We start from the raw sequence: 15298 nt of genomic DNA on the forward strand, positions 1-15298 counted from the left end.
GTATTTAGAATTTAACTACAATTTTTTCTGAAACTAATTTGTCATTCTGATAAGACTCAAAATACCATTGTCCATCTTCTTTCAAAATCAAAGAACCTTGAACATTATCTTTTATCGCGATGTAAACATTTGGTTGAGAAGTCTTAAGAAGCTTCATAACTACTTTTGGAGTTTTATCTATTAATTGATAACCAGATTCTGTTGGTTGGGCATATAATAAATTAGGATCTTTTAAATCTGGTGAAACAGTCGCTGCTACTGGATTTGCTTGCGCTACTTTTACTGCAGCCGCTGCAGGAGCAACTGTCGCAGCCGCCAAAGTTTCGGCAGTATTTTTTTGTGTCACAACAGTTCTAGATGGCACTACAGACTTGCCACTATATTTATAGTGCAATCCATAAATCGATTTAAAAGCGTTATCTAGCGCTTCTTTATACGCAACTTCATATTCTTTCTCCTTACTTTTACCCACTTCAGATGTGTAAACTACTTGTCCGTAACAATCTTTTAATTCAATAAAAAGTTTAGTGACCAAAAAAGCATTGTCTTTTTTTACATCTATATATAAAACCTGACAACGATCTGTAAGTCCATCTGGTAATTGCTCGTTTGTATAATAAGCTTCAAAACCTCCTTTTAATAAATTTGATTTGGTTAATGTAGCCAAACGATATTGATTATCTGTTTTTATAAAATCATATCTTAGAGGTACAATTACAGCTCTGTAATCATTAACAGACTGCGCAAATCCAACAACTGAACATAAAAGAGCAGTAAGTAAAATTTTAATTTTCATAATTATAAATAGTTTTTTAGTTCTAATAAATGGTTAATTTGTTTATAATTTCCCGAAATATCTAATTTTTTCTCATTAAAAAAAATAGCATCCAAACCAGCATTCAACGCTCCATTTACATCTGCTTCAAAATCGTCTCCGATCATAATGCTGTTTTCTTTTGAAGTTTTTGCCAATTTTAATGCATAATCAAATATAATACTATTTGGTTTTTTAACCCCAGCTAATTCTGAATTTGTGATTGTACTGAAATAACCACCAAGCGAAGCATTATTAATTTTCTTTTCTTGAACTTGAGCAAATCCATTTGTAATGATGTGAAGTTTATATTTTGGCTTCAAATATTCCAAAACTTCAATCGCACCATCAAAAAGATAATTGTTATCAGTAAGAAACTCAATATAATCATTTGCAATTTCCAGAATATTCTCATCTGAAACTACATAATTCAAAGCATCAAAGGATAACTTCAAACGATTATAACGCAATTCCTGATGCGTAATTTTGTCATTCTGATACAATCTCCAACATTCTTGATTGATCGGAATATATTCTTTAATAAAATCTTGAGTTGCGATTTCTTGGTATTTATTTTTAAAAATACGATCAAAAGCCATTTCTGAGTTTTTATCAAAATCCCAAAGCGTATGATCTAAATCAAAAAAGATGTCGGTAATATTGGTGTTCATGTATTAAAAAATTCCTTCATCTACAAAACTATAATATTTTGATTCAGTAATAATAACATGATCTAAAACTTTAACATCTAATATATCTCCTGCTGTTTTAATTTTCTTAGTAATTTGTTTGTCGGCATCACTTGGAACTAAACTACCCGAAGGATGATTATGACACAAAATCAAGGCTGTAGCGCCATTCTCTAGTGCTAATTTAAAAACCAATCGTATATCTACAACTGTTCCAGCAATACCTCCTTTACTTAATTGGGATTTAGAAATCACTTTGTTTGAATTATTAAGAAAAAGTACCCAAAATTCTTCATGCGGAAGTTCTCCAATAATGGGTTGCATAATATCAAAAACAGCTTTACTTGAAGTTATTTTTTTTGGTTTCGCAACATCTTCTATACGTTGCCTCCTACCCAACTCTAAAGCAGAAACAATTGAAACAGCTTTTGCTTCGCCAATACCTTTAAATTGCATTAATTGAGAAATTGTCATTTTTCCTAAAGCAGTTAGATTTTTGGCTGTAGCTAAAATTCGCTTACTTAAAGCGACAGCAGATTCATTGCGGCTTCCAGAACCAATTAAGATAGCCATTAATTCAGCATCACTTAAAGCATCTTTTCCTTTGAGCATTAATTTTTCACGCGGTTTATCATCATCGGACCAATTTTTTATAGCGAAATGCCCTCCTTCCATAATAATAATTTTAAGAAGCGAAGATATTTAAAAAAAAGAAGAAAAATCTCTCAATTTTTATCAGTCCTTCTTAAATTTTAGTATCTTTAAAAACTAAATTACCTAAAAATGAAACCATTAATTTACTGCCTTCTTTTATTATTTTTTATATCATGTCACCAAAAAGAAAACAAAAGCGCAGCTGTTTCAAATTATACCGAACCTAAAACTTTTGCCGAAAAATTATCTCAAGCCGCAATTTCAATAATTGATCCCTCGATTGATTACGATCCTGCTTATTTCAAAATTGATTACCCAAATGGTGATGTTCCAAAAAACAAGGGAGTTTGCACAGATGTTATAATACGATCGTATCGAGTTCTAAATATCGATTTACAAAAAGAAGTTCATCAAGATATGGTTGAAAATTTTTCTCTTTATCCAAACTTAAAAAAATGGGGAATGACAAAAACCGATACCAATATTGATCATAGAAGAGTCCCGAACCTAGAGGTGTTTTTTGAAAGAAAAGGAACCAAATTACCTGTAACTCAAAACGCAAAAGATTACAAAACTGGAGAATTAGTAACTTGGATGATTAATGATAAACTTCCGCATATTGGAATTGTAACTAATAAAAAATCAGATGACGGAAAACGTAATTTAATTGTTCATAACGTCGGCAGCGGACAAGTTTTAGAAGATTGTTTATTTAAATACAAAATTGTTGGACATTTTAAATATGAAAATTCTAATTAGATAATTAGACTAAAAAAAAATGTGCCAACTACAAAAGCATTGGCACATTATCTAATTTTCAAATTGACTAATTTCTAATTAATCAAACCTTTTACATCATCAAAATTTAAACCTCCGTAATTTCCTGAACTCATTAATAAAAGTGCAGAATTTTCTAAATTTAAATTGAACAAATATTCTTTAAACTCAGTTGGATTGGTATAAATAATTAAATCTTTTCTATTGAATGACGTAGCAATTTGCTCATAAGTAACTTCTTCTAGTTGTTTAATTTTAACCGCATCTGGAGAATAGAAAACAACTGCAACATCAGCATATTCTAAAGCACCTTCATATTCTTTTAAAAACTCAGCATTTAAACTACTATAAGTATGCAATTCTAAACAAGCAACTAGAGTTCTATTAGGATATTGCTCTTTTACCGCTTTTGTTGTTGCGGCAACTTTACTTGGCGAATGCGCAAAATCTTTGTAAGCCACTTTTCCTTTTCCTTCTGCAATTTTCTCTAAACGTTTAGAAGCACCTTTAAAGCTAGCAATCGCTTCGTAGAAATCGGCCTCATCAACCCCCATATTTTGACAGATCCATTTTGCTCCTGCCAAATTATTTAAATTGTGTGCGCCAAAAACTTCAATTGGCATATCGCCTTCTGGAGTTTTTAATAAAGTTACTCCATCATTTACCGAATATTCTGGAGTCGAATAAGCAATTTTTCGAATCGGATTTGTTGCTGCTTCGGCAACACGTTTTACTTCTGGATCATTTTCGTTATAAACTAAAATTCCGCCATTTGTAATTTTTTCAATGAAAATTTCAAATTGCTCCACATAGTTTTCATACGTTGGAAAAACATTAATATGATCCCAAGCAATTCCAGAAATTAAGGCAATGTTTGGTTGATATAAATGAAATTTCGGACGTCTGTCAATTGGAGAAGATAAATATTCGTCGCCTTCTAAAACCATAAAATCATTTTCTTCAGTCAAATGAACCATTGTATCAAAACCTTCCAACTGTGCTCCTACCATATAATCGACTGCAATGTTGTGATAATGCATTACATGAAGAATCATAGAAGTTATCGTAGTCTTTCCATGAGAACCACCTATTACAACACGAGTTTTATTTTTAGATTGTTCGTATAAAAACTCAGGATACGAATAAATTTTTAAACCCAATTCCTGTGCTTTTAATAATTCAGGATTATCCGCTTTAGCATGCATTCCAAGAATAATAGCATCAATATCTGAAGTGATTTTTTCTGGAAACCAACCTAATTCAGCAGGAAGAATTCCTTTCTTTTCTAATCTTGATTTTGAAGGTTCAAAAATAGCATCGTCACTTCCTGTAACCTGATATCCTTTGTTATGCAATGCTAATGCTAAATTGTGCATTGCGCTTCCGCCAATGGCAATGAAATGTGTTTTCATTTAGAATCTTTATTTTATGCTTCGAATTTTCGTTTTAAATCCTGCGCTTTTTTTGTGTCTTTTAGTTTGTTCAAATATAAATTATATAATTTTTGAAATGTGACTTTTGAATTGCCAATTTCATGTGCTTTCTTATAATTTTTTTCGGCAAGATCATATCTTTTAAAATACTCTTCAATTCTTCCTCTTGACAGATAGCCATCAATTGGAGAAAACTGTGCTAATTCGTTAGAATATATAATTGCTTTTGATTCGCTTCCGCCTAAAATTCCAGGCAATTGCAAATAAATTTCAATCAATGCCCAACGCGCCTGAACATGTTTTGGATTAAGCTCGATGGCTTTCTCAAAAGCTTCTTTCATATCGCCCACCATAGAAAATGCTTTAATTTTATTCACTTCTACAGCATGCATCGCCAAACATCCTCCGTATTTAAAAAAATAATCTGCCACTGTGGGTTTCAATTCTTTTAGTTTTTTAAAATATTCCGCACCTTTTACCCAAGATTTTTGATGTGCTTCTATTTCTCCAAGATATTCCAGTGACTTTATATCTGACGGATTTGTTTTAAGGACAAATTCAAATATGAGTTTAGCTTCATCGTAATTTTTTGCGCGGAATAATTTCTCTGCTTTCTCAAAATTAGATTGTGACCAACAGTACATTGGAACAATCAAAAAGAAAATTAGCAGCTTTTTCATATTTCAAAAATAAGGAAATATAAAATGCTATTTGCTTTTGAATATAAATTAGTAATTTGTACGAAAAACACATTCAATCTTATTCCAACTTTTTTACATAAATCCCCATTCAGCTTCAAAAATACAATTACAACAATGAAAAACACTCGTGCTTTCATTCAGTATAAAATGTAAAACAATTTAAAATTTCTTACTTGAGAAAATCCAAATTTTGAAATCATCAAATGTATCTTTTGTCAGTCTAAGTAAAGTCGAACACACGGATTCAAAAGGCTTCGACTCCTATCAGCCTTGTATACTTTACACAAACTAAAAAAATAAAAAACCCGACAGCTTAAAAAACTGTCGGGTTTTATTTTATAAAAGAATTTGAGATTATTTAGCAATCGTCAATTCATCAATAATGTTTTTAGCTCCTGCATATTTGTCGATAATCCAAAGTACATAACGAATATCTACGTTGATTGTTCTTTGCAATTTAGAATCGAAAATTACGTCTCCAGCCATAGCCTCAATGTTACCGTCAAAAGCGATACCGATTAATTCTCCTTTTCCGTTAAGAACTGGCGAACCAGAGTTTCCTCCTGTAATATCATTATCTGTCAAGAAATTGATTGGCATATAACCTGCTTTGTCAGCATATTGCCCGTAATCTTTTTTCTTGTTTAACTCTAACAAACGAGCTGGCAAGTCAAATTCCTGATCTCCTGCTTTATACTTTTTAACCATACTTTCCATTGTAGTATAGTTGTTAATCTTAGCATCGTTACGAGGATCAGCAGGTAAAGCGCGAACTTTTCCGTAAGTCAACCTCAACGTAGAGTTTGCATCAGGATATTTAATTGCGTTCAATTTAGATTCTCTTAAACCTTCTACCAATTTACGGTATGCAGTTGCGAAACCATCATCAGCTTTTGCTTGATCGTCTGTTTTAGAACGGTATTTTGTCAATAAATCATTAGAAATAATATACAACGGATCGTGTGTAATGGCTACTGGTTTAGGATCTGCTAAAAATCCTAATACTTTTTCTTTAGTTGAAAAATAACTCTGTTCTGTAGCTTTTGCCACATCTGCAGTAAAGTCACCATTGTTAGCTGTTTTCATTTTTGCAATTTCTGGAGCAAGTCCATACTCAGCAGCTTTCTCAGCATATAAGTTTAATTGAGCTGTTAAAATGTCTTTTTCTAAAGGAGCATAAAACTCACCATAAATCTTCTCAATCATTTCATTGATTTTAGGAAGCATTTCTGCTTTCTTAGCATCATTCTCTTTGTAGTAAGCAATTAATGCATTTCCTAAATTAGCAGGTCCTGTTGCGTAGCTAGAAGTACGTAAAAGTTGAGTCAAATAATTATCGTGACGCGCTTTTAAGTTTGTTTCTCTGTAATAATCGTTAATAGTCGGAATTACATTCTCGTACTTTTCTTTGTTTGCAGGTTTACTTGCCCACTCGTAGAATTTATCTTCTTGTTCTGCTTTAGCATCTAAAGTTCCAGCTTTTGTTAAAGCGTCGATCATACCTTGACGGTTTTTCCAGTAGTTAGCAGTCGAAGCATATTTAGAAGCATACTGTAAACGAACAGTTGCATCTTTATCCATATACTTTTTCATTACATCCATTCCAGTTTTTGCACCTTCAACCCAAGCAGGATAAGCATATTTAATGTTTTGCTCGATTCCTCCAGCTGGCATCCAACGGTTTGTTCTACCTGGATATCCTAAGATCATTGCAAAGTCATTTTCTTTAACTCCTTTTAAACTTACAGGTAAATAGTGTTTTGGTTTTAATGGCACATTATCTTTAGAATATGCTGCAGGATTTCCGTCTTTGTCAGCATAAACTCTAAACATAGAGAAATCTCCAGTTTGACGAGGCCACTCCCAGTTGTCTGTATCTCCACCAAATTTACCAACACTTTCAGGAGGAGTTCCAACTAAACGAACGTCTGTGTAATCTTGGTAAACAAAATAGTAATATTCATTTCCTTGAAAGAAAGGACGAACAGAAACTGTGTATTTTCCATTTTCGCTATTTTCCTTTTCAATCAAAGCGATTTCTTGCTGAATGATTGTGTTTCTTTCAGTTTCTGTCATTGTATCGTTTACTTTAGACAGGATTCTTTTTGAAACATCATCCATACGAACAAAGAAACGAACGTATAAAGATTTTGGTTTTAGTTCTTCTGAACGATTTTTTGCCCAAAAACCATTTTTCAAATGATTTTGTTCTGCAGTTGAAAGTTCTGCAATTGAACTATAGCCACAGTGGTGATTAGTAAGAACCAAACCGCTGTTTGAAACGATTTCAGCTGTACATCCTCCATTGAATTGTACAATTGCATCTTTTAAGCTATGATTATTGATACTGTAAATTTCTTCGGCTGTCAATTGCAAGCCCATTTTTTCCATATCTCTATGGTTCAATCTTTCGATAAACATCAAAAACCACATTCCTTCATCGGCTCTCATTGGGAAAGCCACAAGGCACATGGTCAAGAATAAAATTACTTTTTTCATGTTATTTTGTTTAAGTGATGCGAATATAAGCCATTTTAGCAATTATCTCAACCCAAACAATCTTAAAATTAAAAATGATATTAGATTTTTAGCAGTTTATTACGAATTTAACATTATAAAACAAAAAAGGTGCCCTGAGAACAGAACACCTTTTTGATATCTAAGTAAGCTTTACTATTCGTTAAGCATTTTCCAAAGTCTGTCTTTTAAATCTGTCAAACCTTGTTGTGCTACAGATGAAATAAACATATAAGGAACGCCTTTAAAAGAAAGATCTAATTCTGTTTTCAGTTCAGCTTTCAATTCATCATCCAACATATCACATTTTGAAATTACCACAAGACGTTCTTTGTCTAGCATTTCAGGATTATACTTTGTTAATTCGTTAACCAAAATATCATATTCTCCTTTAATGTCTGCTGTATCAACAGGAATTAAAAACAATAAAGTGGAGTTACGTTCAATATGACGCAAGAAGTAATGACCAAGACCTTTTCCTTCTGCCGCGCCTTCAATAATTCCAGGAATATCAGCAATTACAAAAGATTGAAAATCTCTGTAAGCCACGATTCCTAGATTCGGTTTTAAAGTCGTAAACGGATAATCGGCAATTTTTGGTTTTGCCGAAGTCAATACAGACAATAAAGTAGATTTTCCTGCGTTAGGAAAACCAACCAAACCAACATCAGCCAAAACTTTAAGTTCCAAAATCACATCCATTTCAATACCAAGCAAACCTGGCTGTGCATAACGAGGCGTTTGGTTTGTAGAGCTTCTAAAATGCCAGTTTCCTAAACCTCCTTTTCCTCCTCTTGCAAGAATTTGTTTTTCTCCGTGTTCTGTAATTTCAAAAAGCGTTTCTCCAGTTTCTTTGTCTTTTACAACAGTTCCTAATGGCACTTCAATGATTTTATCTTCTCCGTCTGCACCTGTACTTCTGTCAGAACCTCCGTCTCCACCGTGACCTGCTTTAATATGACGCGCAAACTTCAAATGAAATAATGTCCAAAGTCCTTTATTCCCAACTAAATATACATGTCCACCACGGCCTCCATCGCCACCATCTGGACCTCCTTTTTCAATAAATTTCTCTCTATGTAAATGCGTAGAACCTTTTCCTCCCTTTCCGGAAGAAACATATATCTTAACGTAATCTACAAAATTTCCTTCTGTCATTTTCTTTATTTATGTAAAGTTTCAAGTTTCAGGTTTCAAGTTTCAAGTTGTTTAATATATAACCTGAAACTTGAAACCTGAAACCTGAAACAAATTTTCTCTCTACTCTTTTAATGCTTTCACAAGCACTTTATCAATCTTAACACCGTCCATGTCGATTACTTCTAGAACGAATTTTTGCCAAACTAATTTTTCTCCTTCTTTTGGAATATGAGAAAGCTCGGTCATAATCATTCCGCTTACGGTATTTACTTCATAATCGTTTGTTAACTCATCCAATTCGAAGTAAGTCAAGAAGTCGTGCAATGAATAATGTCCATCAACTAACCACGAACCATCTTCTCTTTCTATAAGCTGGAATTCGTCTTTATAAAATTCTGCAGCATCACCAACTAAAGCTTCCAAAATATCATTAAGAGTAATCAGTCCCTGAAAAACTCCATATTCGTCTGAAACTAAAGCATAGTGGACACCCGTTTTTTTGAAATTTTCTAAAGCTTTGTATGCCGTTGTTTGCTCCATTAAATAGGGCGCGTCAGACATAATTGCCGCTAAATCAAAATTATCGCTTTCGATGTTAGCAAAAATATTTTTAAGTGTTACGACTCCAACAATATCATCGTAATTATCATTGTAAACAGGATAGACTGCGTGAAGGTCTTGAACAACCAATTCTTTGATTTTTTCTTTATCGGCTTTTAATGGTAACATATCAACCGACTTGCGATGTGTCATTAAAGAGTTTACTTTTCTGTCTCCAATATGAAAAACACGCTCCACAATATCTTGTTCAATTTCTTGAACCTCTCCTACTTCTGTTCCTTCTTTAATGATGGCTTTAATTTCTTCCTCCGTAACTTTTCCGTCAGCGGTTGGTTTTATTTGGAAAACATTCAATAAGAAATCTGTCGATGTAGTAAGCAACCAAATAAATGGAGCTGTAATAATCGAAATCACTTTCATTGGCATTGCAACCATTTTTGCAATTGCTTCTGGATAATTTAATCCGATTCGTTTAGGAAGTAATTCTCCCAAAACCAATGAGAAGAAAGTTAAAACTACAACTACAATTCCCACCGCAATAGAATGTGCATAAGGTTTAAGAACTTCAAATCCTGCTACAAAAAGCTCAACATCTGCAGTAATTTTGTCACCAGAATAAATACCTGTCAAAATTCCGATAAGGGTAATTCCGATTTGTACTGTCGATAAAAACTTATTTGGGGAATTAGCTAAATCTAGTGCCGTTTTTGCACTATTATTGCCTTTTTTCGCAGCTGTTTCAAGCCTGTTTTTACGGGCCGAAATCAAAGCAATTTCAGACATGGAGAAAACTCCGTTTAATAGAATTAGAAAAAATATAATTAGTATTTCCAATTGATAGTGGATTCGTTATAAAATGGTCTCGTTAAATGTAATTTGTAATCTTAAAAAATGGCTGTGAATTAAAAAACTAATTTTTCTAACTCAAAAACATTGATCATCAAAAACATTTGAAAAGCCCGTTTTAGAGTTAGAAAAATAGTTTTTTTTTGCGTCCTGATAGCTATCAGGATTCACGTACAGCTGGAATAAGTTTCTACAAATTATCTATAACTGACGTTAATCGCTCTGTAATTTGTTCGATAGTTCCGATACCGTCTACGGCATGAAACTTACCTTGTTCTTTATAATATCCAATAAGAGGAGCTGTTTTCTCATTGTACTCTTGGTATCTTACACGAATTTTTTCTTCGTCTTGATCGTCAACTCTTCCGCTTGTTTTTCCTCTCTCTAATAGACGCTTTACCAAAATTTCGTCATCAGCTTCTAAAGCGATTGTTGCTGTTACGCTAGATCCGATCGTTGGCAAAAACTGGTCTAAAGCTTCTGCTTGATTGATTGTTCTTGGGTAACCGTCGAACAAGAATCCTGCAGTATCTGGATGTTTTTTTACCTCATCAATTAACATTGCAGTTGTTACTTCGCAAGGAACCAACTCTCCGTTGTCCATAAAAACTCTTGCTTGTTTTCCTAGTTCAGTATCATTTTTTAAATTGAAACGAAAAATATCTCCTGTTGAAAGGTGTGTTAAATTGTATTTTTCTTTTAAAAATTCTGCCTGAGTTCCTTTTCCTGCACCAGGCTTTCCAAATAAAACGATGTTAATCATAATTGAAATGAGTGTTGTTACTTCTGTCTTTCAGAAGTTTTAAAATGAATATATAGTTGTGTTTTGTTATTCTGCTAATTTGTAAACTTCAGTAAGGTTTCTTCCTAAACCATCATAGTCTAAACCGTAACCTACAATAAATTTGTTCGGAATACGAATTCCGATATAATCTATCTTAATGTCTTTTTTATAAGCTTCTGGCTTAAAGAACAACGTTGCAATCTTAAAATGCTTTACATTTTGTGCTTTAAACAAATGCTTCAATTCTTCTACAGTATTTCCTGTGTCGACAATATCTTCGATCACGATTACAGTTCTTCCTGAAAGATCGTGACTGATACCTATTAATTCTTTAACCGATTCTGTGCTTTCTGTTCCTTCATACGAAGCCATTTTGATGAATGAGACTTCGCACGGTTTTTTATATTTTTTCAGAAAATCTGACACCACCATAAAAGCACCATTCAAGACTCCAATAAAAATTGGTGTATCATCACCAAAATCATCTTCTACCTGAGCGACCATTTTAGCCAAAGCAAAATCAATTTCTTTTGCCGAAATAAACGGAACAAATTGTTTATCGTGAAGTTGTATCATTATTTTTCTTTTTAAAATAATGGACAAAGATAAAGAATTAGAACTTAACAGCTTCTATCAAAACAAACTGTATTCGAGATATTTTTTAGGAATGTTAAATCTCAGTTAATCTTTACAAATATTTTTTTGTCACTCTACATATTTTAAGTAAATTGTTATGATCTAATTATTTAACTCCAAAAAACCAATGAAAAAACCTTTAACCCTAATCTCGATAACGTTATTAGCCTTTATGACTGCCTGTAATGGGCAAGTAAAAAAAGAAGAAAAAGAAGCCTTAGCCAACCATTCTGGCAATGTTGTAAAAACTGCTATCGGAGAAATTACGCTTCCCGCTCCTTACGCAACCGAATCTAAAACCAAAAATAGCAAAGTAATTGGATGGCCAGAAGGCAAAACGCCAAAAGCGCCTGAAGGTTTTACAGTAACTAAATTTGCTGACGGATTTGAGAATCCACGATGGAGTTATATAGGTCCAAACAATGATATTTTTGTTGTTGAAAGTGGCACCAGAACAAGCAAAAACCAAATTATAGTTTTGCGCGACAATGATAAAGACGGAACATATGAAACTCGCGAAGTTTTTATTTCTGGTTTAAACAGACCTTTAGGAATGTTAATCCTAAAAGACTTTTTTTATATTGCCAATACTGACGGACTTTATCGTTATCCTTATAAAAACGCACCATTAAAATTAGAAACTCAAGGAACTAAAATTGTTGAACTACCAGCTGGCGGATACAACAATCACTGGACAAGAAGTTTGCTTGCTAATCCTGAAGGAACAAAAATTTATATTGGTGTTGGTTCAGGAAGCAATGTGGGAGAAAACGGAATGGATAAAGAAGTTCGCCGCGCTGCAATTTTAGAAATTAACCCTGATGGAACTGGCGAAAAAATTTATGCTGAAGGCCTTAGAAATCCAATGGGAATGGATTGGAATCCAGCCAACAAAAAAGAACTTTGGACAGCGGTGAATGAAAGAGATGAACTTGGAGATGATTTAGTTCCAGATTATATTACAAGTGTAAAAAGAGGCGGTTTTTACGGATGGCCTTATTCGTATTTTGGAAGTATTCCTGATCCAAGATGGAAAGGTAAAGGCGAACGAAAAGATTTGATAGAAAAAGCTATTGTTCCCGATGTTCCTGTTGGCGCTCATACCGCTTCTTTAGGATTGGCTTTTTACACGAAAGATGCTTTTCCTGCAAAATACAGAAATGGCGCTTTTGTAGGTCAGCATGGTTCTTGGAATCGATCTATAATTTCAGGCTATAAAGTTTTATTTGTTCCTTTTAAAGACGGAAAACCTTCAGGAAAACCAGAAGATTTTTTAACTGGTTTTATTTCTGACAATGATAAAGCTGAAGTTTACGGACGTCCAGTTGCAGTTACTGTAATGAAAGACGGATCGCTTTTGGTAAATGATGATAGCGGAAATACTATTTGGAAGGTTACAGCAAAGAAATAAATTCCAATTCCGAAAATTATCGGAACAAATTTTAAAAAGAAAATTTTAAACACATAGAGACATAGATTTTTGTTTAAAAAGATGTTATTAAGAAAATTAGTTTTCGCACATAGTTATTATGTGGCTTTTGACAAGTAAAACGCCTTTTTTGCCTCAATCAATGCTGTGTTTCTATGTGTTAAAATAAAACTGCCTTTTAATCAGCTCATTTTATGCCCTCCAAAAAATATTTTCTCCTTCTCTTTATTCTTTTTACTTCTAAAAGCATCTCAGCACAAGAAAAAATTCAAAATATTGATTCAGTTAAAACTCAAAAACTGAATGAAGTTTTAATAAGTCCGCTTCATATTAATCGTGATTTACAAAATAGTCCCGCTTCAATTGGTATTTTATCCGAAAAAGAATTACTTCGAAATAACACAACTGATATTAGTAATGTCATCAATACAATTCCTGGCGTTTTTATGCAGTCTTCCAATATTACCACAACCCGAATTTCGATTCGTGGAATTGGCGCGAGAACTCCTTATGGGACGAATAAAATTAGAGCTTTTTATGGAAGTATTCCATTAACTTCAGGAAACAGTGAGACTGTAATTGACGATATCGATCTTCAAAACATCAATCAGATTGAGATTATAAAGGGCCCGCTTTCTAGTGTTTATGGTGCTGGTTTGGGCGGTGCGATTTTGATTTCTCCTCAATCATTAAAAAGTGGCAATTATCAAGCTGAAATCAGTTCGGTTTTTGGCTCTTACGGATTATTGAAAAACAGAATAAGTTTTGATTTAAATGAAAATAATGCATCTTTAAATCTGAGTTATCACAATCTAAAAACTGATGGCTGGCGCGAAAACAGTGCCTATAATCGTGAAGGAGTTACACTTGGCGGAGAATTATTCAGAAAGAAAAACAGCAAACTGACTTATTTTTCGAATTACACCTATTTAAAAGCATATATTCCGAGTTCGATCAATAAAACCACTTTCGAAAATAATCCACAAGCGGGCGCGCCGACTTGGGTTGCTTCAAAAGGTTTTAAAGAATACAAATCGACTTTGGGCGGATTGGCTTACGATTTTAAAATCAATGATCATTTAAACAATTCGACTTCTGTTTTTATCAATTATAAAGACAGCAATGAACCGCGTCCTTTTGACATTTTGCGTCAATATACTTTTGCTTCGGGCGCTAGAACACAATTTTCGGGAGACTTTAAAATCGGAAAAATCAAAAATCAATTTATTGGCGGAATTGAATATTTCGCAGACAATTACAACGGAAATACTTTTCAAAATCTGTATCAGCAAAATAATGGAAACGGAAGTTTACAAGGCGATCAACTTACAGCAACGAATCAGAAAAGGCGTTTTTATAATATCTTTTCTCAAATCAGAACTTTGCTTTCTGACCAATTTGAAATTCAGGCGGGTTTAAATTATAATAAAACCAAATTTGAATTGCAGAATGACTTTCCCGCTTCCGCAAATAATCCAGTGGAGCAATATAGTTATGATGGCATTTTTTCGCCACAACTTTCTTTTTTGTTCAAGCCAAATGAAATCCAGACTTTTTACTTCTCTGCAAGCCGAGGATTTTCTCTTCCTGCAACCGAAGAAACTTTAACAAGCACAGGAAATATCAATTCAGACATTAAACCCGAAACAGGTTATAATTTTGAATTAGGAAGCAAACTTCATCTTTTCAGTAAAAAACTATATGCTGAAATTGCCGTTTACCGAATGGAAATTAAAGATTTATTGGTTGCCAAAAGAATTGGAGACGATCAATATGAAGGCGTAAATGCTGGAAAAACATTTCATGAAGGAATCGAAATTGCATTAAAACACAATTGGACAATCAATAGAACTTTCAATTTAAACTCTTACACTGGCGCTTCTATCGGAAATTATGAATTTAAAGAATTTGTCGACAACGGAAATGATTATTCTGGCAACAAATTAACTGGAGTTCCTGCCAATACTGCAAGTGCTGGTTTTAATTTGAATACCAATTCAGGTTTTTATTTTTCAGCAGATTTTCAGTTCACAGATAAAATTCCGATGAATGATTCAAATGCCAATTTTTCAGATTCTTATTCTTTACTAAATTTAAAAACAGGTTATCAATTTGAAATTTTGTCTGGATTAAAAGCGCATCTCGATGCAGGAATTAATAATGTTACAAACGAAAAATACGCTTCCATGATTTTGACCAATGCAACCGGAGTTGGAAATGCACAACCACGATTCTATTATCCAGGATTGCCTATAAACTATTACGGAATTATCTCATTAAATTACTTATTTTAGCATTGTACTAAATACAAAAAACA

Annotated in this window: 13 protein-coding genes; 3 read left to right on the forward strand and 10 right to left on the reverse strand. The window is 33.3% G+C overall.

Annotated features, from left to right (window positions below):
* Positions 1–4 precede the first annotated feature (4 nt).
* Genes JC605_RS19575 through radC form a run of 3 tightly spaced genes read right to left on the reverse strand, consistent with a single transcriptional unit; the run spans position 5 to position 2178 of the window.
* Positions 5–796, reverse strand: a complete 792-nt coding sequence (locus JC605_RS19575; protein ID WP_198857790.1) for a hypothetical protein — start codon at positions 794–796, stop codon at positions 5–7.
* Positions 797–798: 2 nt separating this feature from the next.
* A complete protein-coding gene (locus JC605_RS19580; RefSeq protein ID WP_198857791.1) occupies positions 799–1485 on the reverse strand; it encodes a YjjG family noncanonical pyrimidine nucleotidase in 687 nt (228 codons plus the stop codon).
* A gap of 3 nt (positions 1486–1488) precedes the next feature.
* Entirely contained in the window at positions 1489–2178 is a 690-nt protein-coding gene (gene radC / locus JC605_RS19585) for a DNA repair protein RadC (RefSeq protein ID WP_198857792.1), read from the reverse strand.
* Between the two features lie 108 nt (positions 2179–2286).
* Between radC and JC605_RS19590 the strand changes: the two genes are divergently transcribed.
* A complete protein-coding gene (locus JC605_RS19590; protein WP_198857793.1) occupies positions 2287–2916 on the forward strand; it encodes a DUF1287 domain-containing protein in 630 nt (209 codons plus the stop codon).
* A 74-nt stretch (positions 2917–2990) separates the two neighbouring features.
* On the opposite strand, the gene murC is transcribed toward JC605_RS19590, so the two are convergent.
* The 7 genes from murC to hpt all read right to left on the reverse strand — a co-directional run bounded on the left by murC (position 2991) and on the right by hpt (position 11492).
* Positions 2991–4346 carry a UDP-N-acetylmuramate--L-alanine ligase gene (gene murC, locus JC605_RS19595; protein WP_198857794.1) on the reverse strand — a complete coding sequence of 452 codons (1356 nt, stop codon included), beginning with the start codon at positions 4344–4346 and terminating at the stop codon, positions 2991–2993.
* Positions 4347–4360: 14 nt separating this feature from the next.
* Positions 4361–5047, reverse strand: a complete 687-nt coding sequence (locus JC605_RS19600) for a lipopolysaccharide assembly protein LapB (protein ID WP_198857795.1) — start codon at positions 5045–5047, stop codon at positions 4361–4363.
* Between the two features lie 375 nt (positions 5048–5422).
* Positions 5423–7567: a S46 family peptidase gene (locus tag JC605_RS19605; RefSeq protein WP_198857796.1), complete on the reverse strand. Its 2145-nt coding sequence runs from the start codon at positions 7565–7567 to the stop codon at positions 5423–5425.
* Positions 7568–7741: 174 nt separating this feature from the next.
* A complete protein-coding gene (gene obgE / locus JC605_RS19610; protein ID WP_198857797.1) occupies positions 7742–8743 on the reverse strand; it encodes a GTPase ObgE in 1002 nt (333 codons plus the stop codon).
* A 102-nt stretch (positions 8744–8845) separates the two neighbouring features.
* Positions 8846–10120, reverse strand: coding sequence for a hemolysin family protein (locus JC605_RS19615; RefSeq protein WP_198857798.1), 1275 nt, complete (start codon positions 10118–10120; stop codon positions 8846–8848).
* A gap of 202 nt (positions 10121–10322) precedes the next feature.
* Complete coding sequence (locus JC605_RS23785; RefSeq protein ID WP_233074176.1) at positions 10323–10895, reverse strand: adenylate kinase; 573 nt, start codon at positions 10893–10895, stop codon at positions 10323–10325.
* 66 nt (positions 10896–10961) lie between these two features.
* Positions 10962–11492 carry a hypoxanthine phosphoribosyltransferase gene (gene hpt, locus JC605_RS23790; RefSeq protein WP_233074177.1) on the reverse strand — a complete coding sequence of 177 codons (531 nt, stop codon included), beginning with the start codon at positions 11490–11492 and terminating at the stop codon, positions 10962–10964.
* A gap of 187 nt (positions 11493–11679) precedes the next feature.
* Between hpt and JC605_RS19625 the strand changes: the two genes are divergently transcribed.
* Positions 11680–12963, forward strand: a complete 1284-nt coding sequence (locus JC605_RS19625) for a sorbosone dehydrogenase family protein (protein WP_198857799.1) — start codon at positions 11680–11682, stop codon at positions 12961–12963.
* A gap of 212 nt (positions 12964–13175) precedes the next feature.
* The gene (locus JC605_RS19630) at positions 13176–15275 is read left to right on the forward strand and encodes a TonB-dependent receptor (protein ID WP_198857800.1); all 2100 of its coding nucleotides are present in this window, start codon (positions 13176–13178) and stop codon (positions 15273–15275) included.
* Positions 15276–15298 lie beyond the last annotated feature (23 nt).

This window comes from Flavobacterium sp. IB48, assembly GCF_016405855.1.
Lineage (GTDB): Bacteria > Bacteroidota > Bacteroidia > Flavobacteriales > Flavobacteriaceae > Flavobacterium > Flavobacterium ginsengisoli.

Coding starts and splice junctions, on each gene's coding strand:
- murC (WP_198857794.1), bottom strand. CDS start 4,346: ATGAAAACACATTTCATTGCCATTGGCGGAAGCGCAATGCACAATTTA.
- JC605_RS19630 (WP_198857800.1), top strand. CDS start 13,176: ATGCCCTCCAAAAAATATTTTCTCCTTCTCTTTATTCTTTTTACTTCT.
- obgE (WP_198857797.1), bottom strand. CDS start 8,743: ATGACAGAAGGAAATTTTGTAGATTACGTTAAGATATATGTTTCTTCC.
- JC605_RS19600 (WP_198857795.1), bottom strand. CDS start 5,047: ATGAAAAAGCTGCTAATTTTCTTTTTGATTGTTCCAATGTACTGTTGG.
- JC605_RS19580 (WP_198857791.1), bottom strand. CDS start 1,485: ATGAACACCAATATTACCGACATCTTTTTTGATTTAGATCATACGCTT.
- hpt (WP_233074177.1), bottom strand. CDS start 11,492: ATGATACAACTTCACGATAAACAATTTGTTCCGTTTATTTCGGCAAAA.
- JC605_RS23785 (WP_233074176.1), bottom strand. CDS start 10,895: ATGATTAACATCGTTTTATTTGGAAAGCCTGGTGCAGGAAAAGGAACT.
- JC605_RS19625 (WP_198857799.1), top strand. CDS start 11,680: ATGAAAAAACCTTTAACCCTAATCTCGATAACGTTATTAGCCTTTATG.
- radC (WP_198857792.1), bottom strand. CDS start 2,178: ATGGAAGGAGGGCATTTCGCTATAAAAAATTGGTCCGATGATGATAAA.
- JC605_RS19575 (WP_198857790.1), bottom strand. CDS start 796: ATGAAAATTAAAATTTTACTTACTGCTCTTTTATGTTCAGTTGTTGGA.
- JC605_RS19590 (WP_198857793.1), top strand. CDS start 2,287: ATGAAACCATTAATTTACTGCCTTCTTTTATTATTTTTTATATCATGT.
- JC605_RS19605 (WP_198857796.1), bottom strand. CDS start 7,567: ATGAAAAAAGTAATTTTATTCTTGACCATGTGCCTTGTGGCTTTCCCA.